This window comes from Pseudomonas pudica, from assembly GCF_015680405.1.
GTDB classification, from domain to species: domain Bacteria; phylum Pseudomonadota; class Gammaproteobacteria; order Pseudomonadales; family Pseudomonadaceae; genus Aquipseudomonas; species Aquipseudomonas pudica.
In genome coordinates this window covers 63,234-85,545 of sequence record NZ_JADLJS010000006.1, presented here as the reverse complement: position 1 = coordinate 85,545, position 22,312 = coordinate 63,234, and the positions used below count along the sequence as shown (strand labels likewise).

The following is a 22,312-nucleotide window of genomic DNA, read 5'->3' as shown; positions in this document are numbered from 1 at the left end:
CGCGTGCGTAGCACAGCCTGCGAAAACCTTTAAAGCGACCGTCGCGCCTGCAGAACATTCGATGCCATCTGCACCTGCGCAATAGCCATGTTCAAACTCAACTCGAACCGGCTCCCCAACCCCCGCGTCGATTCATGCGACAACCGTGCCCCCAGCAATTCCCCCATCTGCCGGCAGATCGACAAACCAATCCCCAGCCCGCCATAACGCCGGGTCATCGAGCCATCGACCTGGAAGAAGCGCTGGTACAGGGTCGCCTGGTCGAGGTCATCGAAGCCGATACCGCTGTCGCTGACCATGAAGGTCAGCGACAGGTCGTCAGGCCCCACCCGGCGCCCGCGCACCTGGATCATCACCCCGCCCTGGTGGGTGAACTTCAAACCGTTGTCCACCAGGCACCCCAGGCAGCGTGCCAGCTTCTGAGCATCGCCCAGCAACCCGTCCGGCACATCGGCCGGGATGTCCAGGCTCAGGTACAAGCCTTTGCCCAAAGCCTGCCCGGCATAACCGGCACGCACGCCCTGCAGCAGATCACGCAGGCTGAACGGCGCCGGCTGCGCACGCAGGCGGCCGGCCTGCAGTTCGGACAGGGTAAGAATGGCATCAACCATATCCATCATGCCCTGGGCCGACCCCACCGCCGTGCGGTGGTACTGGGCCATCTCGGCCTCCATCGGCAGGGTATGCATCAGCTCCAGCGAACCGATCACGCCATTCATCGGCGTGCGCAGTTCATGGGTCACGCTGGCAAGGAATTCGTCTTTCAGCCGGTTGCTCCTGGCCAGTTGCAGGTTCAGTTGCTCCAGTGTGCGCCCGGTGTCACGCAAGGTCTGCGCCTGCTGCTCGCGCAGGCTGTTGATGCGGTCGGCCAGCGCCAGCGACAGTAAAGCCACCTCCAGCGCCGAGCCCAGCTGGCTGGCATACATGGTGATGAACAGGTTCGGAAGGTAGCCCAGCACCATCAGGGTGTTGACCAGGCCACCGAGCAGGAACGCCGTCCAGGCGATGATGAACCAGCGAGCCACGCGCAAACCACGCCACCAGGCGTATAGCCCGGCCGCGAAGATGCTCACGGTAAACAGCAATGCCAGCACCGTAGCCATGCGCAGCGCGACGCCGTAGGGCATGCTCACCGCCAGCACCATGACCAGCGCGCCACCCAGCATCAGCAGCTGCAGCAGCCGGTCGAAACCACGGCTGATGCTGCCCAGTTGCAGGAAATGCCGGGCGAACTGGCAGCCGAACAGGCCAGCGGCACCGATGAACAACGGCGTCGAAGCATTCGCCCACCACGGGCTGTCCGGCCAGAAGTAGGCCACACCGGCGCCATTCACCGACACCTGGTAAAAGCCGAACGAGGCGATATAGAGGATGTAATAGAGGTAGCTGACGTCGCGCACGCTGAGGTAGATGAACAGGTTGTACACCAGCATCACCAGCAGCACGCCGTAGATCATCCCCAGTACATACAGGCGCGTGGGCTGCTCCTCCATGTAGGCCTGGGCGGACCACAGTGCCAGCGGCGCCTGCACCGAGCCCTGGCTGTGCAGCCGCAGGTAGGCAGTGGTCACCTGGCCAGGCGGCAGCTGCAGTTCGAACAGGTAGTTGTTCTGCAGGATCTGCCGGCTTTGGTAGGGCAAGGCGTCGCCGGTGCGCCGGGCCAGGCGGTAACTGCCACTGCTGTCGGGCAGGTACAACTCGAGGTGGTCCAACGGTGGATAGGCCAGCTCCAGCAGCCATTGCCGTGGGGCGGCGCCGGCCGCGGCGACAGGCCGCAGTTCGACCTTGAGCCAGAACACCGAAGTGGAGTAACCGGCGTTCAACACGTCTTCGTGATGGGGGCGAAAATGCTTGGCGAACCCAGGGGCACTGACCTGGTTGATGCTGGCACTGCCATCGGGGTCTTCATAAACCTGCATGGCCTTGCCCAGCGGAAGATGCCGGGTAGCTGCGTCGAAATCGACTGCCCCGGCCAGCACGGGCAGCAAGCCCAAAAGCACAATCAGCAAATAGCGCATACAGCCCCAGCATGGCCTGTCCAGTCGAGTCGCGGTTGCCTCCCATCCGTTTGAGACGACACGATCCGGCAGAACCCGTTTGTAGAGTTATCCGAGCACTCTAGCATAGCTTCGCAACCTGGCAATCGACCATATCCAATCACAAAGAAAAGGCTCTAAATCAATGCTTTCAGAAATTAAACAGGCAAAAACCTGACCTTATGATCAACAAAACTCGTTTGTAGGACGATCCGCCCAAACAGGATTGGTGGTAAGCTCGCCGACCATGAATACCTACAGCTCCCGCCCCGTTGTCCTCTGTCTATCCGGCCACGACCCCAGTGGCGGCGCCGGCCTGCAGGCAGATATCGAAGCCCTGATCGCCCAAGGCTGTCACGCCGCACCCGCGGTGACCGCCCTGACCGTGCAGGATACCGTCAACGTTTCCGACTTCCGCGTGCTCGACCGCGAGTGGGTGCTGGCCCAGGCCAACGCCGTGCTGGCCGACTCTACGGTGGCCGCCGTCAAGCTGGGCATGCTCGGTTCGATCGAAATGGTCGACACTGTCGCCGAACTGCTGGCCGCCCACCCGCACCTGCCGCTGGTCTGCGACCCGGTGCTGCGTGCCGGTGGTGGTGGCCGCCTGGGCAAGGACGAAGTGGGCTACGCCCTGCGCGAACGCCTGCTGCCTCTGGCGACCATCGCCACGCCGAACCTGCCCGAAGCCCGCATACTTGCCGAACTGCCCGAAGGCACCGCCGACGAGTGTGCCGAGAAACTGTTGCCGTTCTGTAGACACCTGCTGATTACCGGCGGTCACGGCGACGAAGACGAAATTCACAACCGCCTGTACAGCCGCGACGGCCAGCGCCACACCTGGACCTGCCAGCGCCTGCCGGGCAGCTACCACGGCTCGGGCTGCACCCTGGCCAGCGCCCTGGCCGGCCGCCTGGCCCTCGGCGAGCAGCTGGAAAGCGCCGTCCGCAGCGCTCTGGACTACACCTGGCGCACCCTGCGTGACGCCGAACAACTGGGCAAGGGCCAATTCGTGCCACGCCGCCTGCCGCTGGATTACTGCTCCTGACACGAGGCCTCCAATGAAGCTACGCGGTCTGTACGCCATCACCGACAGCCAGCTGCTCGCTGGCCGTTTTCTGTCCCATGTCGAGGCGGCACTGGAAGGCGGCGTGTGCCTGCTGCAGTACCGCGACAAAAGTGACGACGCGGCGCGCCGCCTGCGTGAAGCCGAAGGGCTGCTGAAGCTCTGCGAGCGCTACGGCACCCAGCTGCTCATCAACGACGACGCCGAACTGGCCGCGCGCCTGGGCGTCGGCGTGCACCTGGGCCAGACCGACGGCCCGCTGACCCCGGCCCGCGCCCTGCTCGGCCGCCAGGCGATCATCGGCTCCACCTGCCACGCCAGCCTCGAACTGGCCACCCAGGCTGCCAACGAAGGCGCCAGCTACGTGGCCTTTGGCCGCTTCTTCAATTCCGTCACCAAGCCGGGTGCCCCCGCTGCCAACATCGAACTGCTGGAGCAGGCCCGCGCCCAGGTGAAACTGCCGATCGCGGTGATCGGCGGCATTACCCTCGACAACGCCGCCCCGCTGGTCGCCCATGGCGCCGACCTGCTGGCGGTGATCCACGGCCTGTTCGGTGCCGACAGCGCGCAGGAAGTCACCCGCCGCGCCCGCGCCTTCAACGCCTTGTTCGCATCCTGATTCGAGAGAACCCCCATGTCCCGTTCCGAAGCCCTGTTCGCCCAAGCCCAGAAGCACATTCCCGGTGGCGTCAACTCGCCGGTCCGCGCTTTCAAGAGCGTTGGCGGCACGCCGCTGTTCTTCAAGCATGCCGAAGGCGCCTACGTCGTTGACGAGGATGACAAGCGCTACGTCGACTACGTCGGCTCCTGGGGCCCGATGATCCTCGGCCACGGCCACCCAGAGGTACTGGACTCGGTACGCAGGCAGCTGGAGCACGGCCTGTCCTATGGCGCCCCGACCGCCATGGAAACCGAGATGGCCGACCTGGTCTGCTCGCTGGTGCCGTCCATGGAGATGGTGCGCATGGTCAGCTCGGGCACCGAAGCCACCATGAGCGCCATCCGCCTGGCCCGTGGCTACACCGGCCGTGACGCCATCATCAAGTTCGAAGGCTGCTACCACGGCCACTCCGACAGCCTGCTGGTTAAAGCCGGCTCCGGTCTGCTGACCCAGGGCGTGCCAAGTTCGGCGGGCGTGCCGGCGGACTTCGCCAAGCACACCCTGACCCTGCCGTTCAACGACATCGTCGCCGTCGAGAAAACCCTGGCCGAAGTCGGCCAGACCGTTGCCTGCATCATCGTCGAACCGGTCGCCGGCAACATGAACTGCGTACCGCCGGCGCCAGGCTTCCTCGAAGGCCTGCGCGAGCAGTGCGACAAGCACGGCGTGGTGTTGATCTTCGACGAAGTGATGACCGGTTTCCGCGTTTCGCTCGGCGGCGCCCAGGGCCATTACGGCATCAAGCCGGACCTGTCGACCTTCGGCAAGATCGTCGGTGGCGGCATGCCGGTCGGCTGCTTCGGCGGCAAGCGTGAAATCATGGGCTGCATCGCCCCGCTCGGCCCGGTCTACCAGGCCGGTACCCTGTCGGGTAACCCGCTGGCCATGGCCGCCGGCCTGACCACCCTTAAGCTGATCAGCCGCCCGGGCTTCCACGCCGAACTGACCGACTACACCAGCCGCATGCTCGACGGCCTGCAACAGCGCGCCGATGCCGCTGGCGTGCCGTTCGTCACCACCCAGGCCGGTGCCATGTTCGGCCTGTACTTCAGCGGTGCCGACGACATCGTCACCTTCGAAGACGTGATGGCCAGCGATGCCGAGCGCTTCAAGCGCTTCTTCCACCTGATGCTCGATGGTGGCGTGTACCTGGCGCCGAGCGCGTTCGAGGCCGGCTTCACCTCCATCGCCCACGGCGACAAGGAGCTGCAGATCACCCTGGATGCGGCTGAGAAGGCTTTTGCAGCCCTGAAATAACACGCTGCACCGCGCTTTTGTGGGAGCGGCCTTGTGTCGCGAAAGGGCCGCAAAGCGGCCCCAGGACTTCAGCAGTAATGCACAGATTGCTGGGGCTGCTTCGCAGCCCTTTCGCGACACAAGGCCGCTCCCACAGAGGCCGGTACAGGCAACAAATACCCATGCACAATCAGCTGACTTCCCCAACCAAGCAGAAATTCGAGTAAAACTTTGTAAGGTTGGCGCTGCTTATCCCATAATGTGCCACCAGAGACATTGGCCGCAGCTTTGCAGAGGTAAGTCGATCCCCATGAACCGCACCGGCCGCGCCCTGACCCTGGGCTGCCTGTTGCTTCTTCAGCCCCTGCTGGCCCTGGCGGAGGGCGGTAACTCGTTGCTGATTCCGGCGACGGGCCGCTGCACCTTGAATGTCCAGCCTGAAGACTTGGCAAACGCCCTCAAGGCTTGTGAGCAGACGGCAACGGCGGGGGATGCCCAGGCGCAATTCGAACTGGGCGATTACTACTACACGCAAACGCCGAAAAATCTGGGCAAAGCCTTGAACTGGTTCGAAAAGGCCTCGCTGCAAGGCCACGCCGAGGCCCAGTACCGCCTGGGCGCCATGTTCTTCCGTGGTGAAGGGGTCAAGGCCAACAATGTGCAGGCCTACATCCTGCTGAAGATGGCCGCGGTCAACGGCGCCGAGGATGCGCTGGACATGGCCGACGAAGTGACCGAGCAAATGCCCCGCGACGAGCTGGAGCATGCCACCCAGGTGCTCGGCCAGATCTTCCGCAAGTACCTGCTCGAACTGCAGAACGCCGAAGGGCGAACGCCGTTCTCGCCACTCCCCTGAGGGTTACTTTTCCGGCATCGGCATGGGGAACGGCATCACGTTGCCGCCGCCCTTGGCTTCGCTGATCTTAGCTGTGCCCAGTCGCTCCACCTCGTCGATGCGCACGATCGAGTGCATCGGCACGAAGCTGCGGATCACCCCATCGAACTGGCTTTTGAGCTTCTCCTCGCTCGGGTCCACCACCAGCTGCGAACGCTCGCCGAACACGAACTCCTCGATTTCCAGGAACCCCCACAGGTCGCTCTGGTAGATCTGCTTGGCATACATCTCGAAGACCTGCCCCTGGTTGAGGAAGATCACTTTATAGATGGCAGGTTCGCGTTTGCTCATGTTCGTCGGGATAACACATGCGTAAGAAAAGGCGGGCATCATAGCAGACAGGTTTGCTGATCTGTGTTGCCTGTCCCGGCCTCATCGCCGGCAAGCCAGCTTTCACAGGTACTGCGCAAGCTTCAGGCCTGTGCAATATCTGTGGGAGACCGGCTTGCCGGCGATAGGGCCGGAGCAGGCCATACATACCGTTGAACGTTTCAGTGCTTTCGCCACTGGCATTCAAGGGTTATTCTTGAGTTCACATCCATTGCCGTCGAGCGGCTAAAAACGACCTTGAACGCACCCATACAACCTCATCGTTTCATCCTCGAACCTTTCGAGGCCCACCGTTTCGCCAACTTGTGCGGCCAGTTCGACGAGCACCTGCGCCTGATCGAACAGCGCCTGGCCATCGAGATCCGCAACCGCGGCAATCAGTTCGAACTGATCGGCGAACCCAAGACCACCTCCGCTGCCGAACAGCTGCTGCGCCGTCTCTACCGCGAGACCAAGGCCAGCGACCTGTCCCCGGAAACCGTGCACCTGTACCTGCAGGAATCGACCGTCGAGAACATCGACAACCCGGCCGTCAACGAGGTCAGCGTGTCGCTGCGCACGCGCAAGGGCAACATCCGCCCGCGCGGGGTCAACCAGCAACGCTACGTCAAGGAAATCCTGGCCAACGACATCAACTTCGGCATCGGCCCGGCCGGTACCGGCAAGACCTACCTGGCCGTGGCCTGCGCCGTGGACGCGCTGGAACGCGAACAGGTGCGCCGCATCCTGCTGGTGCGCCCGGCGGTAGAGGCGGGCGAAAAGCTCGGCTTCCTGCCCGGCGACCTGGCCCAGAAGATCGACCCGTACCTGCGCCCGCTGTACGACGCCCTGTACGAAATGCTCGGCTTCGAACACGTGGCCAAGCTGATCGAGCGTCAGGTAATCGAGATCGCCCCGCTGGCCTACATGCGTGGCCGCACCCTGAACAACAGCTTCATCATTCTCGACGAGAGCCAGAACACCACACTGGAACAGATGAAGATGTTCCTCACCCGTATCGGCTTCGGCTCCACCGCGGTCATCACCGGTGACATCACCCAGGTCGACCTGCCCCGTGGCACCAAGTCGGGCCTGGCGCACGTCATCGAGGTGTTGAAGGACGTTCCGGGGATCAGTTTCACCCACTTCCAACCCAAAGATGTGGTTCGTCACCCACTGGTGCAGCGCATTGTCGAGGCCTACGACCGCTTCGATGCCCGCCAGGCCAAGCCCGAGGCGCCAGGCAAAGATGCTTGAACTCGATATTCAACGGGCCACGGATGCTGCCGCCCCGGATGACACCGCCTTTCGCCGCTGGTGCGAACTGGCCCTGCGCCAGCGCAGCGCCGATTCGGAAATGACCATTCGCCTGGTCGACGAAACCGAAGGCCGCGAGCTGAACCACAACTATCGGCACAAGGACTACGCGACCAATGTGCTGTCGTTCCCGGCCGATGTCCCCGACGACCTGCTCGATATCCCGCTGCTGGGCGACCTGGTGATCTGCGTGCCGGTGGTCGAGCGCGAAGCCGCCGAACAGGGCAAGTCGCTGGAAGCGCACTGGGCGCACCTGGTCATCCACGGTTGCCTGCACCTGCTCGGCTATGACCACATCGAAGATGAGGAAGCCGAGGAAATGGAAGGCCTGGAACGGGAATTGCTGGCAGAACTGGGTCATCCCGACCCGTACGCCGACGATGAAACCGATACCATCACACACTGATACACGAAGGATCACGAGAACCGCCATGAGCGAAGATCGATCGAGCAACGGGCAGAAGTCCTGGCTGGGTAAACTGACCCAGGCTTTTGCCCATGAGCCGAAAAACCGCCAGCAACTCCTTGAACTGCTGCGCGAAGCCCATCAGAACAAACTGCTGGACAGCGAGGCGCTGACCATCGTTGAAGGCGCCATCCAGGTGGCCGACCTGCAGGTTCGCGACATCATGGTGCCGCGTTCGCAGATGATCAGCATCAAGGCCAGCCAGTCGCCGCGCGAGTTTCTGCCAGCGGTGATCGACGCCGCGCACTCGCGCTACCCGGTGATCGGCGAAAGCCACGATGATGTGCTCGGGATCCTGCTCGCCAAGGACCTGCTGCCGCTGATCCTCAAGGAGAACGGCGACAGCTTCAACATCAAGGACCTGCTGCGCCCAGCCACTTTCGTGCCCGAGTCCAAGCGCCTGAACGTGCTGCTGCGCGAGTTCCGCGCCAACCATAACCACATGGCCGTCGTCATCGACGAGTACGGTGGCGTGGCCGGCCTGGTCACCATCGAGGACGTGCTGGAGCAGATTGTCGGCGACATCGAGGACGAGCACGACGTCGAGGAAGACAGCTACATCAAGCCGCTGCCCAGCGGTGACTTCCTGGTCAAGGCGCTTACCCCGATCGAGAACTTCAACGAGTTCTTCGACAGCGAATTCTCCGATGACGAGTTCGACACGGTCGGCGGCCTGGTGATGAGTGCCTTCGGTCACCTGCCCAAGCGCAACGAAACCACCGAGATCGGCCCTTACAAGTTCCGTATTCTCAATGCCGACAGCCGGCGGATACACTTGCTGCGCCTGACACCGATCACCCGTTAAGGACAAACATGCGTTGGATCACCCGCCCCGGCTGGCCCGGTAACCTGCTGGCCCTGGCGGCCGGTGCCTCCACCCTCCTGGCCCTGGCGCCATTCGACATCTGGCCACTGGCCGTGTTGTCCATCGCCCTGCTCTACCTTGGCCTGCGCGAGCTCAGCCCGCGCCAGGCCATGTGGCGTGGCTGGTGGTTCGGCTTCGGCCTGTACGGTGCCGGCACCTGGTGGATCTACGTCAGCATGAACACCTACGGCGGCGCCTCGCCGCTGCTGGCCATCCTGCTGCTGCTGGCGTTCTTCGCCGCCTTGGCCTGGTTCTTCGCCCTGCCCACCTGGCTGTGGGCCCGCTGGCTGCGTCGCACCGAAGCACCGCTGGCCGACGCCCTGTGCTTCGCCGCCCTGTGGCTGCTGCAAGAGGCCTTCCGCGGCTGGTTCCTGACCGGTTTCCCTTGGCTCTACGCCGGCTACAGCCAGCTGGACGGCCCGCTGGCCGGCCTGGCACCGCTGGGCGGCGTGTGGCTGATTTCCTTCGCCCTGGCCCTGACCGCTGCCCTGCTGTGCAACCTGCACCGCCTGCGCGGCCGCCCCTCGTTCCTGGCGGTGGGCTGCCTGCTGTTGCTGGCCCCGTGGGTGCTGGGCCTGGCACTAAAGGGCCACGCCTGGACCAAGCCGGCGGGCGACCCGCTGAAAGTGGCGGCCATCCAGGGCAATGTCGAGCAGGACCTGAAATGGGACCCGGCACACATCGACGCGCAACTGGCGCTGTACCGTGACCTGAGCTTCAGCTCCAGGCCGGTGGACCTGCTGGTGTGGCCGGAAACCGCGGTGCCGGTGCTCAAGGACCAGGCCCAAGGCTATATCGACGTGATGGGCCGGTTCGCCGCCGAACGGCATTCGGCGCTGATCACCGGTGTGCCGGTGCGTGAAGTGGTGCATCACCAGCGCCGCTACTACAACGGCATCACCGTCACCGGTGAAGGCGATGGCACCTACCTCAAGCAGAAGCTGGTGCCGTTTGGCGAGTATGTGCCGCTGCAGGACATGCTGCGCGGCCTGATCGAGTTCTTCAACCTGCCCATGTCGGACTTCGCCCGCGGGCCGGAAGACCAGCCGCTGCTGCAGGCCAAGGGCTACCAGATTGCGCCTTACATCTGCTACGAAGTGGTCTACCCCGAATTCGCCGCAGGCCTGGCGGCCCGCAGCGACCTGCTGCTGACCATCAGCAACGACACCTGGTTCGGCACCTCGATCGGCCCGTTGCAGCACCTGCAGATGGCGCAGATGCGTGCGCTGGAAGCTGGCCGCTGGATGATCCGCGCCACCAACAACGGCGTGACTGCGCTGATCGACCCGTTTGGCCGTATTACCACTCAGGTGCCGCAGTTCCAGCAGGCGGTGCTGTATGGTGAAGTGGTGCCGATGCAGCAACTGACGCCGTACCTGCAATGGCGGTCGTGGCCGCTGGCGATTGTCTGCGCATTGCTGCTGGTTTGGGCGTTGCTGGCCGGGCGCATTGCCAAGACCGTTTGAGTTTTCCTGTACCGGCCTCTTCGCGGGTAGACCCGCTCCCACGGGGACCGCACAAGCCCATGGCCTGCGGTGTACCTGTGGGAGCGGGTTCACCCGCGAAGAGGCCGGCACAGGCAACACAAGGCTCAATAAAACACCCGGTACCCCACCAACCCCGCGACTTCATTGAGCAACTGCCCGCTCTGCCACATCGCCCGGCTCTCCGGCAGCAACCCGCCGAACGGCCGCGCATGATCGCGCCCGAGGAACCCGACCGGCGCCGGCACCACCTCGAACCCCGCCTGCTCGAAACTCCAGCGCGAGCGCTGCATGTGCCACGCCTGGGTTACCACGACCACCCGGCGAATCCCCAACGGCTGCAACACCTTGGCCGTCAGCCGGGCATTCTCCCAGGTCGTGCGGCTCCCCTCCTCCCGCCATTTCACCTCGACGCCGAAATCTTCACGCAGGCGATCAGCCATCAACTGCGCCTCGCTCGGCGGCGTGCCATAGTGCAACCCGCCGCTGGTCAGCACCGGCAAGCCCGAAGCCTTGGCCAGTCGCGCGGCAAAGCGCATGCGCTCCAGCGCCGTGGCCGTGGGCTGGTCGCTACCCCCCCAAGCCGGGTCACCCCGTTCACGCCCCGCACCCAGCACCACGATGGCATCCGCCCGGCTTGCCAGGCCGGCCCAATCGCCTACCGCCAGCGGCGCTTCCGTCTCCAGTGCACGGGCGGTTTCCTGCACCACCAGCGGCAGGCTCATCAGCCACAGGCCACCAAGGCCCACGGCAAAGCACAGCGCTGCCAGCCTGGGCCGGCGGCGATGCAGCCACCAGGCCACAAGCAGCAGCAGGAACAGGACGCCTGGCGGCATCAGCCATTGTTTGATGAAGTATCGGATCGGCATTGGCCACACCTCCTTGGCAGGCGTGCAGCCTAGAAGGATCGACGCCGGTCAACAAGGGTGCGGCCGGCGCCGATCATGAGTTGTGCAATTTTTGAAGAACCGGCGCGCGATAGCCTGCGCCTGGCGTCCTGAACGGCTAGCGGTGTGGCAGCGTCCTGGATCTCGCCGTGCTGGCGGGGCGTTTCTTGTCCTTGAGCCAGATGATCTTGGCCGATGTCGGCTCCGCTTGTGGGTAACTGCCGACACAGGCATTGTGGCGCTCCGGGAGGGAATCCAGGTAGGCCTTGATCAGTTCGAACTCTGCGTGGCTCAGGCCGCGCAACTCCAGCTCGGCTGGCATTTCGTCGCGCAATCGCACCGATGTCCTGGCCACTTCCAGCGCCAGGCCAAGCCGGTCGATCAGGCGTTCGTATAGCTCCGGTCTGATTGCGGGTAGCTGCGTCTCTCCCATCCGTTCACCTCATTGAAGATAAGAATATCTCCCCCCACACCTGAGCTTAGCGTCGTTGCAAAAAGCAGCCGTGTGCCGCGACCAGCGGGCATTCGCAACGAAGGTTTCCCACGATGCGCGGCGCTGCTGTATGCTACGGCGTTCACTCTAAATGACACCGGAGTGCCGGACGCAGCGAGGTTCCGCTGCCTGGAACAAGGTCTCTTCCCTCTCAGCAAAAAGTAGCCATGCACGAACAATACACGCCCCGTGATATCGAAGCCGCCGCCCAGAAGTTCTGGGACGAGCAACAATCGTTCGCTGTTACCGAACAGCCAGGCAAGGACACCTACTACTGCCTGTCGATGTTCCCGTACCCGAGCGGCAAGCTACACATGGGCCACGTGCGCAACTACACCATCGGTGACGTGATTGCCCGCTACCAGCGCATGCTGGGCAAGAACGTCCTGCAGCCGATGGGCTGGGACGCTTTCGGCATGCCTGCGGAAAACGCGGCGATGAAGAACAACGTCGCCCCGGCCAAGTGGACGTACGAAAACATCGACTACATGAAGACCCAGCTCAAGAGCCTGGGCCTGGCCATCGACTGGGCGCGTGAAGTCACCACCTGCAAGCCCGACTACTACCGTTGGGAGCAGTGGCTGTTCACCCGCCTGTTCGAAAAAGGCATCATCTACCGCAAGAACGGTACCGTGAACTGGGACCCGGCGGACCAGACCGTACTGGCCAACGAGCAGGTCATCGACGGTCGTGGTTGGCGTTCGGGCGCGCTGATCGAGAAGCGCGAAATCCCGATGTACTACTTCCGCATCACCGACTACGCCGACGAGCTGCTGGAAAGCCTCGACGAGCTGCCGGGCTGGCCTGAGCAGGTCAAGACCATGCAGCGCAACTGGATCGGCAAGTCGCGCGGCATGGAAGTGCAGTTCCCGTACGACCGGGCCAGCATCGGCCACGAAGGCACCCTCAAGGTCTTCACCACCCGCCCCGACACGCTGATGGGCGCCACCTACGTCGCCGTCGCCGCCGAACACCCGCTGGCCACCCAGGCCGCCCAGGGCAATCCGGCGCTGCAGGCGTTCATCGACGAGTGCAAGAGCGGCAGCGTTGCCGAAGCCGACATGGCCACCCAGGAGAAGAAGGGCATGGCCACTTCCCTGCTGGTCGAGCACCCGCTGACCGGCGAGAAGCTGCCGGTATGGGTCGCCAACTACGTGCTGATGCACTACGGCGATGGCGCCGTCATGGCCGTACCGGCCCACGACGAGCGTGACTTCGAGTTCGCCCACAAGTACAACCTGCCGGTCAAGGCCGTGGTGCGCACCAGCGCTGGCGACCAAGTCGGCAGCGAGTGGCTGGCCGCCTATGGCGAGCACGGCCAGCTGATCAACTCCGGCGAGTTCGACGGCCTGGACTTCGCCGGTGCCTTCGACGCCATCGAAGCCGCCCTGATCCGCAAGGAGCTGGGCAAATCGCGTACCCAGTTCCGCCTGCGTGACTGGGGTATCAGCCGCCAGCGCTACTGGGGCTGCCCGATCCCTATCATCCACTGCCCGTCCTGCGGCGACGTACCGGTGCCGGAAGACCAGCTGCCGGTCACCCTGCCGGAGAACGTGGTGCCGGATGGCGCCGGTTCGCCACTGGCGCGCATGCCTGAATTCTACGAGTGCACCTGCCCGAAATGCGGCACCGCGGCCAAGCGCGAAACCGACACCATGGACACCTTCGTCGAATCGTCCTGGTACTTCGCCCGCTACGCCTCGCCGAACTATGAAGGTGGCATGGTCGACCCGAAAGCGGCCAACCACTGGCTGCCGGTAGACCAGTACATCGGCGGTATCGAGCACGCCATCCTGCACCTGCTGTACGCGCGCTTCTTCCACAAGCTGATGCGTGACGAAGGCCTGGTCACATCGAACGAGCCGTTCAAGAACCTGCTGACCCAGGGCATGGTGGTCGCCGAAACCTACTACCGTGTTGCCAGCAACGGCGGCAAGGACTGGTTCAACCCGGCCGATGTCGAAGTCGAGCGCGATGCCAAGGCCAAGATCATTGGCGCCCGCCTGAAGACCGACGGCCTGCCAGTGGAAATCGGTGGCACCGAGAAGATGTCGAAGTCGAAGAACAACGGCGTCGACCCGCAATCGATGATCGACCAGTACGGCGCCGACACCTGCCGCCTGTTCATGATGTTCGCCTCGCCGCCCGATATGAGCCTGGAATGGTCCGACTCCGGCGTCGAGGGTGCCAGCCGCTTCCTGCGCCGCGTCTGGCGCCTGGCCCAGGCCCACGTGGCCCAAGGCCTGCCGGGCAAGCTGGATGTCGCCGCCCTGGACGACGCGCAGAAGGTCATCCGCCGCGCCATCCACGCCGCCATCAAGCAGGCCAGCACCGATGTTGGCCAGTTCCACAAGTTCAACACCGCCATCGCCCAGGTGATGACCGTCATGAACGTGCTGGAAAAGGCCCCGCAGGCTACTGAGCAGGACCGCGCCCTGCTGCAGGAAGGCCTCGAGGCCGTAACCCTGCTGCTGGCACCGATCACCCCGCACATCTCTCACGAGCTGTGGCAACAGCTGGGCCACCAGCAGGCAGTCATCGACGCCAGCTGGCCAGCCGTCGACGAGGCAGCCCTGGTACAGGACACCGTCACCCTGGTGGTGCAGGTAAACGGTAAGCTGCGCGGCCAGGTCGAAATGCCGGCCGCCGCCAGCCGCGAAGAAATCGAAGCCGCCGCGCGTAGCAACGAGAACGTCCTGCGCTTCATCGATGGCCTGACCATCCGCAAGGTCATCGTGGTACCGGGCAAGCTGGTCAACATCGTCGCCAACTGATGGCAACGCCCGCCCGCAGCCACTGCGGGCGGGCGAACAGGCCCACAAGGGAGCAACAACATGATCAAACGCAATTTGCTGGTAATTGGCCTGGCGGTCATGCTCAGCGCCTGCGGTTTCCAGCTGCGTGGCACCGGCTCCACCGAGCTGAGCGTAAAGGAAATGGACGTCAGCGCACGCAACGCCTACGGCCCGACCGTGGTCCAGCTGCGTGAAGTGCTGCAACGTAGCGGTGTCAACGTGCACGCTGGCGCACCGTACCGCCTGGTGCTGACCAACGAGCAGGAGCGCGAGCGCTCGGCGACCTACAACAGCGGCAACCGTACCGCCGAATACGAACTGACCACCGTGCTGAACTACAGCATCCAGGGCCTGAACAACCTGGAACTGATGAGCGACAAGCTGGAGGTGCGCAAGATCTACTTGCGTGACGGCTCGAACATCACCGGCTCCGAGCAGGAAGCCAACCGCGCCCGCGAAGAAATGCGTCGCGACCTGGTCAACGCCATGGTCGTTCGCCTGCAGATGCTGACCCCGTCCCAGCTGGACGAGCTGCAGCGTCAGGCCGACGAGCGCGCCAAGGCCGAAGCCGCTGCGCTGGAGGCCGCTCGCCGCCAGCAGGCCGAAACGCCTCAGCAGTCGCCACTGGAAGTACCGGGCAACTAAGCCCGAGCGGGGTACCTTCGGGTGCCCCGCCTGTTTCCCATGAAGCTCGCCCCCGCCCAACTCAACAAGCATCTGCAAGGCGCACTGGCACCGGTCTACGTGGTCAGCGGCGACGACCCGCTGCTGTGCCAGGAAGCCGCCGACGCCATCCGCAACGCCGCGCGCCAGCAGGGCTTTGACGAACGCCAGGTATTCAGTGCCGACGCCAACTTCGACTGGGGCACCCTGCTCCAGGCTGGCGCCAGCCTGTCCCTGTTCGCCCAGCGCCGCCTGCTGGAATTGCGCCTGCCCTCGGGCAAGCCCGGTGACAAGGGCGCTGCTGCGCTGATGGAGTACTGCGCCAACCCCGCCGAAGACACCCTGCTGCTGGTCAGCCTGCCCAAGCTCGACGGCAGCGCGCAGAAGACCAAGTGGGGCAAGGCGCTGATCGAAGGCGCCCACTGCCAGTTCATCCAGATCTGGCCGGTGGATGTGCATCAACTGCCGCAGTGGATCAACCAGCGCCTGCAGCAGGCCGGCCTTTCGGCACAACGTGACGCCGTCGACCTGATCGCTGCACGCGTGGAAGGTAACCTGCTGGCTGCAGCGCAGGAAATCGAAAAGCTCAAGCTGCTCGCCGAAGGCAACCAGATCACCGTGGAGACCGTACAGGCCGCCGTCGCCGACAGCGCCCGCTTCGATGTCTTCGGCCTGGTCGATGCCATTCTCAATGGCGAAGCCGCGCATGCCTTGCGCATGCTCGAAGGCTTGCGCGGTGAAGGCGTGGAGCCACCAGTGATTCTCTGGGCCCTGGCCCGTGAGCTGCGCCAGCTGGCGGGGCTGGCCCAGCAGTTCAGCCAGGGCGTACCTCTGGACAAGGCCTTCAGCCAGGCCCGCCCGCCAGTCTGGGACAAACGCCGGCCACTGGTCAGCAAGGCCCTGCAGCGCCTGTCGGCGCAGCGCTGGGCGCAGTTGCTGCAAGATGCCCAGCGTATCGATGCACAGATCAAGGGCCAGGCCGAGGGCTCGCCGTGGACTGGCCTGGCGCGCTTGTCGCTGCTGATGGCCGGCCAGCGCCTGACACTCCCTCCCGAGTAAACCGTCCACCAGACTGTCCAGGTTGCTCCTACAAGGGTACATCCATGGACCCAGGTATTCGGCCATATACACAATCAATTGGCCCCACCCAGCCCCAAACCCTACAGTGCGCCGCGAAAGCCACCCAACCCGGGAACCTCACCATGAGCAAAAAGCCGAAAAAGCACGGCCCCAACAAGGCCAAGTCGATCATCGCCCAACCGCTGTTCCGCTGCCGCCAGGAGCGGCCGAACAAGGGCAAAGGCAGCTACCGCCGCGAAGCCTTCCAATCGAGAGATTGGGAGGCTTCCTACTTTTTGGCTGCATGAAAGCATCGAAAGCGCAGGCATGGTATGGTCGTCATCTGACCTGCAATTCTGGATCTGTGAATGCTCCTCAGTCTTCTCCCCCGCTGGAAAACCCGTCAGCTGATCGCGGCCTCCAGTTTCATCCTGCTCGTGGCCTGCGCAGAAAAGCCCACCGCCGCCGACGCCCTGCCGCTGGCCCCCGCCCAGCCCGCCCCGGTGGTAACCCTGCCCGGCACGACGCTCGATACCAGCACTGAAATCCAGCCTCTGCAAACCTTCGCGCAATGGCAAGCGGGCTTTCGCCAGCAGGCCCTGCAAGCCGGCATTTCGCAGGACACGTTCGACCGCGCCTTTCTCGGCGTCACCCCCGACATGGATGTGATCAAGGCCGATCGCAGCCAGCCGGAGTTCACCCGCCCGGTATGGGAATACCTCGAAGGCGCTCTTTCCCCCCTGCGCGTGCGCAACGGCAAGAAGCTGCTGGAGCAGAACGCCGAACTGCTGACCCGCATCGAGCAACGCTATGGCGTCGATCGCCAGGTGCTGGTCGCGGTATGGGGCATGGAAAGCAACTTCGGCCAGTTCCAGGGCAACAAGTCGGTGATCCGCTCACTGGCTACCTTGGCCTATGAGGGCCGCCGCCCACAGTTCGCCCAGGACCAGTTGATCGCCGCGCTGCAGATCATCCAGCATGGCGATATCCAGCCTGAGGCCATGCGTGGCTCCTGGGCCGGCGCGATGGGCCAGACCCAGTTCATCCCGACCACCTACAACACCCATGCCGTGGACTTCGACGGCGATGGCCGCCGCGACATCTGGAACAGCACGGCAGACGCCCTGGCCTCGACAGCGCACTATCTGCAGAGCTCGGGCTGGAAACGTGGTCAGCCGTGGGGCTTCGAGGTCCAGGTGCCACCTGGCTTTGATTACTGGCAGGCCGATGGCGCCCTGCGCAAGCCCGTGAGCGAGTGGCTGGCAATGGGCGTGAAACTGCCTGCCGGTACCCAGTTGCCGGCGGGCAGCAACCAGCTGTCTGCCGCCCTGCTGCTGCCAGCGGGCGCGCGTGGCCCGGCGTTCCTGGTGCTGGACAACTTCCGAGCCATCCTCAAGTACAACAACTCGTCGTCCTACGCGCTGGCAGTAAGCCTGTTGGGTGATCGCTTCACGGGCTGGGGCTTCATTGCTGGCAGCTGGCCGAAAGAAGACCTGCCGCTCAGCCGCAGCGAGCGCATGGAACTGCAGAACCTGCTGAACCGCAACGGGCACGATGCAGGCAATGCCGATGGCATCATTGGCGCCAATACCCGCAAGGCGATCCGCAATGCCCAGCAGGGGCTGGGGTGGCCGGCAGATGGGTATCCGACCCACAAGCTGCTCGAGAGCCTGCGTCAGCCGTAAGAATCTTGGGGCCGCTGCGCGGCCCATCGCGACACAAGGCCGCTCCTACAAGCGATCGCGAACCATCGGGGTAACGCGGTCTCCTGTAGGAGCGGCCTTGTGTCGCGATGGGCTGCAAAGCAGCCCCGACAATCTCAAGCCTGGAAAAGATCCTGCTCCAGCAGCAAGCTCTGCCGAGAGCTATCCAGCATTACCCGAGCCCCCAACGGCAAGCACACATTCGGGTCACAATGCCCACTGCGCCACCCTGCCAGTACCGGCACACCCAGCGGTGCGAAGATGTCCTCCAGCAGGGGCGTCAACGCCACAGTGGTAATCCCGGCAAAGTCCCCCACCAGCACCCCCTTCACCCCCTCCAGCTTGCCCGCCAGGCGCAGCTGGGTCAGCAAGCGGTCCACCCGGTACAGCGGCTCGTTGACGTCCTCGATGAACAGGATGCAGCCCTGCGTATCCAGCTCGGCAATCGTCCCCAGGGTCGCGCCCAGCATCGACAGGTTGCCGCCCAGTAGCGGCCCGCTGGCCACACCATGTAACACGCTGCTCAAGGCGAATTCAGCAGGGTGCACGATCTGTTCCCCTGCCCGCACATGCCCACCCAGCTGTGCCAGCAACGAAGCCTCGGTCGGTGGCAACTTGGCCCCCAGCAGGTCGGCATTGAGCATCCCGCCATGGAAGGTGACCAGCCCGGTATGCCGGTAGATCGCCGCGTGCAGCGCTGTGATGTCGCTGTAACCGATCAGCGGCTTGGGGTTGCGCCGGATAAGTTCGAAATCGAGCTGATCGAGCAGGCGCATGCTGCCGTACCCGCCACGCATGCACAGAATGGCGTCGATGGCCGGGTCGGCAAAAGCATCATGAAGGTCCTGCAACCGCTGCCGGTCCGGCCCCGCCAGATAGCCCTGGGCCTGAAGGGCACCCGGGTAGATGCGGCAACTGTAGCCTCGGTCAACGAACCACTGGTTGACCTTGTGCGTATCCAGCCGCGCCGCGCCGGCCGGGGCGACAATGGCAAAACAGGCATCACGCGGCAGCGCGGCGGGCAGGCTGGGTTGGAAGGTTTCGGCGCAATTCATCGCGGCTCCTTTCAGCGCGTGTGGCACAAACAAAAATGCCGATGCCGCCCTTCGGCGTGCATCGGCATGCGTGGCTCTGTGCTTGGCTCAGAGCTTGATCTTGGCTTCGTGAGCTTGCTGGTCGGCGTGGTACGAAGAACGTACCAGCGGGCCGGAAGCAACGTTCTTGAAGCCCATCTTGTAACCTTCCTCGGCGAACCAGGCGAAGGTGTCCGGGTGGACGAAACGCTGCACCGGCAGGTGGCTGCGCGACGGCTGAAGGTACTGGCCGAGGGTAAGCATGTCGATGTCATGCTCGCGCATGCGGTGCATCACTTCGATCACTTCCTCGTCGGTTTCGCCCAGGCCGAGCATCAGGCCCGACTTGGTCGGTACGTGCGGCACCAGCTGCTTGAACTTCTGCAGCAGGTCCAGTGACCAGTCGTAGTCCGAACCCGGGCGCGCGGCCTTGTACAGACGCGGTACGGTCTCGAGGTTGTGGTTGAACACATCCGGCGGCTCTTGCGCGGTGATCTCCAGGGCAATATCCATGCGCCCACGGTAGTCAGGCACCAGGGTTTCCAGCTGTACGCCCGGCGACAGCGCGCGAATTTCGCGGATGCAGTCGGCAAAGTGCTGGGCACCACCGTCACGCAGGTCGTCGCGGTCCACCGAGGTGATCACCACATACTTCAGGCGCAGATCGGCGATGGCAATGGCCAGGTTCTTCGGCTCGTCCAGGTCCAGCGGTTTCGGCCGACCGTGGCCAACGTCGCAGAACGGGCAACGACGGGTGCAGATGTCACCCATGATCATGAAGGTGGCGGTACCACCGGAGAAGCACTCGCCCAGGTTCGGGCAGGATGCCTCTTCGCATACGCTGTGCAGCTTGTGCTTGCGCAGCAGCTGCTTGATACGGTCTACCTCGGGCGACACCGGGATACGCACGCGGATCCAGTCGGGCTTCTTCGGCAGCTCTTCGGTGGGGATGATCTTCACCGGGATGCGAGCCACCTTTTCGGCACCACGCAGCTTGACCCCGGCTTCCACCTTCTTCGGCGCTGGGCGTGGGGTGGCATCCTGGGTAGGTATCAGGTTCGGCACGGCTTCTTGCACAGTTGTCATATTCAGTCGATTCCGCCCGTGAGGGTCGTCTGCTCAGCGTAGTCGAGGTGCTTGACCAGCTGTCCGCGCAGCCTTGTCCTGACCTCGTCGAGTTCGATCGGACCTGCCAGGTCGCGCAGCTGGGTCATCGCCAGCCCCGCATAGCCGCAGGGGTTGATTCGGCGGAATGGCGCAAGGTCCATGTCCACGTTCAGGGCAAGGCCGTGGAACGAACGGCCGTTGCGGATTCGCAGGCCGAGGGAGGCGATTTTCGCTCCGTCGACATAGACACCCGGGGCATCGGGCTTGGCCGCTGCCTGGACATCGTAACTGGCGAGCAGGTCGATGAGGGTCTGCTCGATACGGCTGACCAGCTCACGCACGCCAAAGCCCAGCCGACGCACATCCAGCAGCAGGTAGGCCACCAGCTGCCCGGGGCCATGGTAGGTCACCTGGCCACCACGGTCGGTCTGCACCACAGGGATGTCGCCCGGCACCAGCAGGTGCTCGGCCTTGCCGGCCTGGCCCTGGGTGAAGACCGCAGGGTGCTCGACCAGCCAGACTTCATCCTGGCTTTCCGGGCTGCGCTGCTCGGTGAAGCGACGCATGGCCTCCAGCACCGGTTCGTAGGGCTGCAGGCCAAGCTCGCGAAAACCGAGGCAGGCGGACATCAGAGCACCATTTTCACGATGCCGGTAGCGCGCAGGGCGCTGTTGATATCGTGCAGCTGGTTCTCGCTTTCGGCAACGATGTGCAATTGCACGGTGGTGTACTTGCCTTCCTTGCTCTGGCGCTCGGCCAGGGTGGAAAGGTCGACCTTCGCGTACTTGCTCAGGATCTCGATGACCGTGTCCTTGAAGCCGACAACGGTGTCACCGATGACCTTGATCGGGTAATCGTCGCAGGGGAATTCGATCTTGTGCGACTTGACGTCTGGTTCGCTCATGGCGGAAACGGCCTCGTAAGCCGTGGCAACAACAACGCCCCCGCAGGATACGCGGGGGCATGCAGGTCACGTATCAGTTGAACAACCCGTAGAAGAATAGACGGATGCTATCCCACATACGGCGGAAGAAACCACCTTCCTCGACGCCGTCGAGGGCGATCAGGTCGGCACTGTGAACCACTTTATCGTCCAGTTTGACTTCCACTTTGCCGATCACGTCACCTTTGGCGATTGGCGCTGTGAGCTGCGGATTCATGGTCATCGAAGCCTGCAGGCGCTTCAATTGGCCTTTAGGCATAGTCAGGGTCAGGTCGTTGGCCAGGCCGGCTTTCACTTCACCAGTCGCGCCCTTCCAGACAGGCGATTTGGTCAGCTCGGTGCCCTTCTGGTAGAAGGTCTGGGTTTCGAAGAAGCGGAAACCGTAGGTCAGCAGCTTCTGGGTCTCGGCAGCACGCGATTGCTCGCTGTTGGTGCCGAACACCACGGCGATCAGGCGCTGGCCGTCGCGAACGGCCGAAGCCACCATGCAGTAGCCGGCTTCGTCGGTATGGCCGGTCTTCAGGCCATCGACGGTCTTGTCACGCCACAGCAGCAGGTTGCGGTTTGGCTGCTTGATGTTGTTCCAGAAGAATTCTTTCTGCGAGTAGATGGCGTAGTGGGCCGGATCGACGTTGATGATCGCACGCGCCAGGGTAGCCATGTCGTGGGCGGACGAGTAATGGTCCGGGTGCGGCAGGCCGGTCGGGTTCATGAAGTGGCTGTTGGCCATACCCAAGTCGGCAGCGGTCTTGTTCATCATGTCGGCAAAGGCGTCTTCGCTGCCGGCGATGTGCTCGGCCAGGGCGACCGAGGCGTCGTTACCGGACTGGATGATGATGCCGTGCAGCAGGTCGCTGACGGTCACCTGGCTGCCCACCTTGATGAACATGCGCGAACCGCCGGTACGCCAGGCGTTTTCGCTGACGGTAACCGGGTCGTTTTCACCGATCTGACCGCGACGGATGTCCAGGGTGGCGATGTAGGCCGTCATCAGCTTGGTCAGGCTGGCTGGCGGCAGTCGCTCGTCACCGTTGTTCTCGACAAGCACGTTGCCGCTGGACGCGTCCATGAGTACGTAGGACTTGGCTGCCAGTTGCGGTGGCGCCGGCGTCATCTGCTCAGCCGCGAAGGCGGCAGGCGTGATCATCAGCAGTACGGGCAGGCAAAGTCGTTTGGCAAGGTTGGTGATGTTCATCCGTCTCTCGAAAATCGCTAATGGTCTGATGTTCCCTGGGCAAGATCATGTGCCCAGCGCCA

The 22,312-nt window shown here is 63.7% G+C and carries 22 protein-coding genes; 13 read left to right on the top strand and 9 right to left on the bottom strand.

Translation table 11 applies throughout. The features are described 5' to 3' along the window. Positions 1–29: 29 nt before the first annotated feature. Positions 30–2,018, bottom strand: coding sequence for a sensor histidine kinase (locus tag IRZ77_RS06795; RefSeq protein ID WP_196173156.1), 1,989 nt, complete (start codon positions 2,016–2,018; stop codon positions 30–32). A 265-nt stretch (positions 2,019–2,283) separates the two neighbouring features. On the opposite strand from IRZ77_RS06795, the gene IRZ77_RS06790 reads away from it, so the two are divergent. The 4 genes from IRZ77_RS06790 to IRZ77_RS06775 all read left to right on the top strand — a co-directional run bounded on the left by IRZ77_RS06790 (position 2,284) and on the right by IRZ77_RS06775 (position 5,852). Beyond that, complete coding sequence (locus IRZ77_RS06790) at positions 2,284–3,081, top strand: hydroxymethylpyrimidine/phosphomethylpyrimidine kinase (protein ID WP_108480709.1); 798 nt, start codon at positions 2,284–2,286, stop codon at positions 3,079–3,081. 13 nt (positions 3,082–3,094) lie between these two features. Further along, entirely contained in the window at positions 3,095–3,718 is a 624-nt protein-coding gene (thiE, locus tag IRZ77_RS06785) for a thiamine phosphate synthase (protein ID WP_046613211.1), read from the top strand. A gap of 15 nt (positions 3,719–3,733) precedes the next feature. Beyond that, the gene (gene hemL, locus IRZ77_RS06780) at positions 3,734–5,017 is read left to right on the top strand and encodes a glutamate-1-semialdehyde 2,1-aminomutase (protein WP_108480708.1); all 1,284 of its coding nucleotides are present in this window, start codon (positions 3,734–3,736) and stop codon (positions 5,015–5,017) included. A gap of 289 nt (positions 5,018–5,306) precedes the next feature. Then, positions 5,307–5,852 carry a tetratricopeptide repeat protein gene (locus tag IRZ77_RS06775; RefSeq protein ID WP_046613212.1) on the top strand — a complete coding sequence of 182 codons (546 nt, stop codon included), beginning with the start codon at positions 5,307–5,309 and terminating at the stop codon, positions 5,850–5,852. 3 nt (positions 5,853–5,855) lie between these two features. Here the strand turns inward: IRZ77_RS06775 and IRZ77_RS06770 are convergent, their stop codons facing one another. Continuing rightward, positions 5,856–6,182, bottom strand: a complete 327-nt coding sequence (locus IRZ77_RS06770) for a DUF1820 family protein (protein ID WP_013974341.1) — start codon at positions 6,180–6,182, stop codon at positions 5,856–5,858. A gap of 276 nt (positions 6,183–6,458) precedes the next feature. On the opposite strand from IRZ77_RS06770, the gene IRZ77_RS06765 reads away from it, so the two are divergent. From IRZ77_RS06765 to lnt, 4 genes are read left to right on the top strand one after another with little or no spacing between them, the layout of a single operon-like run. Continuing rightward, positions 6,459–7,457, top strand: a complete 999-nt coding sequence (locus IRZ77_RS06765) for a PhoH family protein (RefSeq protein ID WP_013974342.1) — start codon at positions 6,459–6,461, stop codon at positions 7,455–7,457. Then, entirely contained in the window at positions 7,450–7,923 is a 474-nt protein-coding gene (ybeY, locus tag IRZ77_RS06760) for an rRNA maturation RNase YbeY (RefSeq protein WP_085599647.1), read from the top strand. Before IRZ77_RS06765 ends, ybeY begins: the two co-directional genes overlap by 8 nt. A gap of 25 nt (positions 7,924–7,948) precedes the next feature. Continuing rightward, the gene (locus IRZ77_RS06755; RefSeq protein WP_046613214.1) at positions 7,949–8,788 is read left to right on the top strand and encodes an HlyC/CorC family transporter; all 840 of its coding nucleotides are present in this window, start codon (positions 7,949–7,951) and stop codon (positions 8,786–8,788) included. An 8-nt stretch (positions 8,789–8,796) separates the two neighbouring features. After that, positions 8,797–10,314, top strand: a complete 1,518-nt coding sequence (gene lnt, locus IRZ77_RS06750) for an apolipoprotein N-acyltransferase (RefSeq protein WP_046613216.1) — start codon at positions 8,797–8,799, stop codon at positions 10,312–10,314. A gap of 125 nt (positions 10,315–10,439) precedes the next feature. On the opposite strand, the gene IRZ77_RS06745 is transcribed toward lnt, so the two are convergent. Both IRZ77_RS06745 and IRZ77_RS06740 read right to left on the bottom strand, forming a co-directional pair. Next, entirely contained in the window at positions 10,440–11,201 is a 762-nt protein-coding gene (locus IRZ77_RS06745) for a YdcF family protein (RefSeq protein WP_046613217.1), read from the bottom strand. Between the two features lie 136 nt (positions 11,202–11,337). Next, entirely contained in the window at positions 11,338–11,652 is a 315-nt protein-coding gene (locus IRZ77_RS06740) for a hypothetical protein (protein WP_003257582.1), read from the bottom strand. Positions 11,653–11,879: 227 nt separating this feature from the next. Here IRZ77_RS06740 and leuS point away from each other — a divergent pair, with 227 nt between their 5' ends. The 5 genes from leuS (at position 11,880) to IRZ77_RS06715 (ending at position 17,914) form a co-directional block, all read left to right on the top strand. Further along, positions 11,880–14,486: a leucine--tRNA ligase gene (gene leuS, locus IRZ77_RS06735; protein WP_135002022.1), complete on the top strand. Its 2,607-nt coding sequence runs from the start codon at positions 11,880–11,882 to the stop codon at positions 14,484–14,486. A 60-nt stretch (positions 14,487–14,546) separates the two neighbouring features. Beyond that, the gene (locus IRZ77_RS06730; RefSeq protein WP_003257580.1) at positions 14,547–15,152 is read left to right on the top strand and encodes an LPS-assembly lipoprotein LptE; all 606 of its coding nucleotides are present in this window, start codon (positions 14,547–14,549) and stop codon (positions 15,150–15,152) included. Between the two features lie 39 nt (positions 15,153–15,191). Further along, positions 15,192–16,229, top strand: coding sequence for a DNA polymerase III subunit delta (gene holA, locus IRZ77_RS06725; protein WP_039613557.1), 1,038 nt, complete (start codon positions 15,192–15,194; stop codon positions 16,227–16,229). 143 nt (positions 16,230–16,372) lie between these two features. After that, positions 16,373–16,537 (top strand): alternative ribosome rescue factor ArfA, encoded by a 165-nt coding sequence (arfA, locus tag IRZ77_RS06720; protein WP_025340762.1) that lies wholly within the window; start codon positions 16,373–16,375, stop codon positions 16,535–16,537. 60 nt (positions 16,538–16,597) lie between these two features. After that, positions 16,598–17,914 carry a lytic murein transglycosylase gene (locus IRZ77_RS06715; protein ID WP_046613220.1) on the top strand — a complete coding sequence of 439 codons (1,317 nt, stop codon included), beginning with the start codon at positions 16,598–16,600 and terminating at the stop codon, positions 17,912–17,914. A gap of 134 nt (positions 17,915–18,048) precedes the next feature. On the opposite strand, the gene IRZ77_RS06710 is transcribed toward IRZ77_RS06715, so the two are convergent. The 5 genes from IRZ77_RS06710 to IRZ77_RS06690 all read right to left on the bottom strand — a co-directional run bounded on the left by IRZ77_RS06710 (position 18,049) and on the right by IRZ77_RS06690 (position 22,250). After that, the gene (locus tag IRZ77_RS06710) at positions 18,049–18,987 is read right to left on the bottom strand and encodes a S66 peptidase family protein (RefSeq protein WP_046613222.1); all 939 of its coding nucleotides are present in this window, start codon (positions 18,985–18,987) and stop codon (positions 18,049–18,051) included. Positions 18,988–19,074: 87 nt separating this feature from the next. After that, entirely contained in the window at positions 19,075–20,091 is a 1,017-nt protein-coding gene (gene lipA / locus IRZ77_RS06705; protein ID WP_003257574.1) for a lipoyl synthase, read from the bottom strand. A 2-nt stretch (positions 20,092–20,093) separates the two neighbouring features. Continuing rightward, positions 20,094–20,741, bottom strand: a complete 648-nt coding sequence (gene lipB / locus IRZ77_RS06700; RefSeq protein ID WP_135002020.1) for a lipoyl(octanoyl) transferase LipB — start codon at positions 20,739–20,741, stop codon at positions 20,094–20,096. Further along, on the bottom strand, positions 20,741–21,016 hold the full coding sequence (locus tag IRZ77_RS06695; protein ID WP_043211184.1) for a DUF493 domain-containing protein: 276 nt from the start codon (positions 21,014–21,016) through the stop codon (positions 20,741–20,743). Before IRZ77_RS06695 ends, lipB begins: the two co-directional genes overlap by 1 nt. A 73-nt stretch (positions 21,017–21,089) precedes the next feature. Beyond that, positions 21,090–22,250, bottom strand: coding sequence for a D-alanyl-D-alanine carboxypeptidase family protein (locus IRZ77_RS06690; RefSeq protein ID WP_046613224.1), 1,161 nt, complete (start codon positions 22,248–22,250; stop codon positions 21,090–21,092). Positions 22,251–22,312 lie beyond the last annotated feature (62 nt).

What these genes read in the sequence shown, in the direction of transcription:
- IRZ77_RS06795 (WP_196173156.1), bottom strand. Translation starts at nt 2,018, where the DNA reads ATGCGCTATTTGCTGATTGTGCTTTTGGGCTTGCTGCCCGTGCTGGCC.
- IRZ77_RS06790 (WP_108480709.1), top strand. Translation starts at nt 2,284, where the DNA reads ATGAATACCTACAGCTCCCGCCCCGTTGTCCTCTGTCTATCCGGCCAC.
- thiE (WP_046613211.1), top strand. Translation starts at nt 3,095, where the DNA reads ATGAAGCTACGCGGTCTGTACGCCATCACCGACAGCCAGCTGCTCGCT.
- hemL (WP_108480708.1), top strand. Translation starts at nt 3,734, where the DNA reads ATGTCCCGTTCCGAAGCCCTGTTCGCCCAAGCCCAGAAGCACATTCCC.
- IRZ77_RS06775 (WP_046613212.1), top strand. Translation starts at nt 5,307, where the DNA reads ATGAACCGCACCGGCCGCGCCCTGACCCTGGGCTGCCTGTTGCTTCTT.
- IRZ77_RS06770 (WP_013974341.1), bottom strand. Translation starts at nt 6,182, where the DNA reads ATGAGCAAACGCGAACCTGCCATCTATAAAGTGATCTTCCTCAACCAG.
- ybeY (WP_085599647.1), top strand. Translation starts at nt 7,450, where the DNA reads ATGCTTGAACTCGATATTCAACGGGCCACGGATGCTGCCGCCCCGGAT.
- IRZ77_RS06755 (WP_046613214.1), top strand. Translation starts at nt 7,949, where the DNA reads ATGAGCGAAGATCGATCGAGCAACGGGCAGAAGTCCTGGCTGGGTAAA.
- lnt (WP_046613216.1), top strand. Translation starts at nt 8,797, where the DNA reads ATGCGTTGGATCACCCGCCCCGGCTGGCCCGGTAACCTGCTGGCCCTG.
- IRZ77_RS06745 (WP_046613217.1), bottom strand. Translation starts at nt 11,201, where the DNA reads ATGCCGATCCGATACTTCATCAAACAATGGCTGATGCCGCCAGGCGTC.
- IRZ77_RS06740 (WP_003257582.1), bottom strand. Translation starts at nt 11,652, where the DNA reads ATGGGAGAGACGCAGCTACCCGCAATCAGACCGGAGCTATACGAACGC.
- leuS (WP_135002022.1), top strand. Translation starts at nt 11,880, where the DNA reads ATGCACGAACAATACACGCCCCGTGATATCGAAGCCGCCGCCCAGAAG.
- IRZ77_RS06730 (WP_003257580.1), top strand. Translation starts at nt 14,547, where the DNA reads ATGATCAAACGCAATTTGCTGGTAATTGGCCTGGCGGTCATGCTCAGC.
- holA (WP_039613557.1), top strand. Translation starts at nt 15,192, where the DNA reads ATGAAGCTCGCCCCCGCCCAACTCAACAAGCATCTGCAAGGCGCACTG.
- arfA (WP_025340762.1), top strand. Translation starts at nt 16,373, where the DNA reads ATGAGCAAAAAGCCGAAAAAGCACGGCCCCAACAAGGCCAAGTCGATC.
- IRZ77_RS06715 (WP_046613220.1), top strand. Translation starts at nt 16,598, where the DNA reads ATGCTCCTCAGTCTTCTCCCCCGCTGGAAAACCCGTCAGCTGATCGCG.
- IRZ77_RS06710 (WP_046613222.1), bottom strand. Translation starts at nt 18,987, where the DNA reads ATGAATTGCGCCGAAACCTTCCAACCCAGCCTGCCCGCCGCGCTGCCG.
- lipA (WP_003257574.1), bottom strand. Translation starts at nt 20,091, where the DNA reads ATGACAACTGTGCAAGAAGCCGTGCCGAACCTGATACCTACCCAGGAT.
- lipB (WP_135002020.1), bottom strand. Translation starts at nt 20,741, where the DNA reads ATGTCCGCCTGCCTCGGTTTTCGCGAGCTTGGCCTGCAGCCCTACGAA.
- IRZ77_RS06695 (WP_043211184.1), bottom strand. Translation starts at nt 21,016, where the DNA reads ATGAGCGAACCAGACGTCAAGTCGCACAAGATCGAATTCCCCTGCGAC.
- IRZ77_RS06690 (WP_046613224.1), bottom strand. Translation starts at nt 22,250, where the DNA reads ATGAACATCACCAACCTTGCCAAACGACTTTGCCTGCCCGTACTGCTG.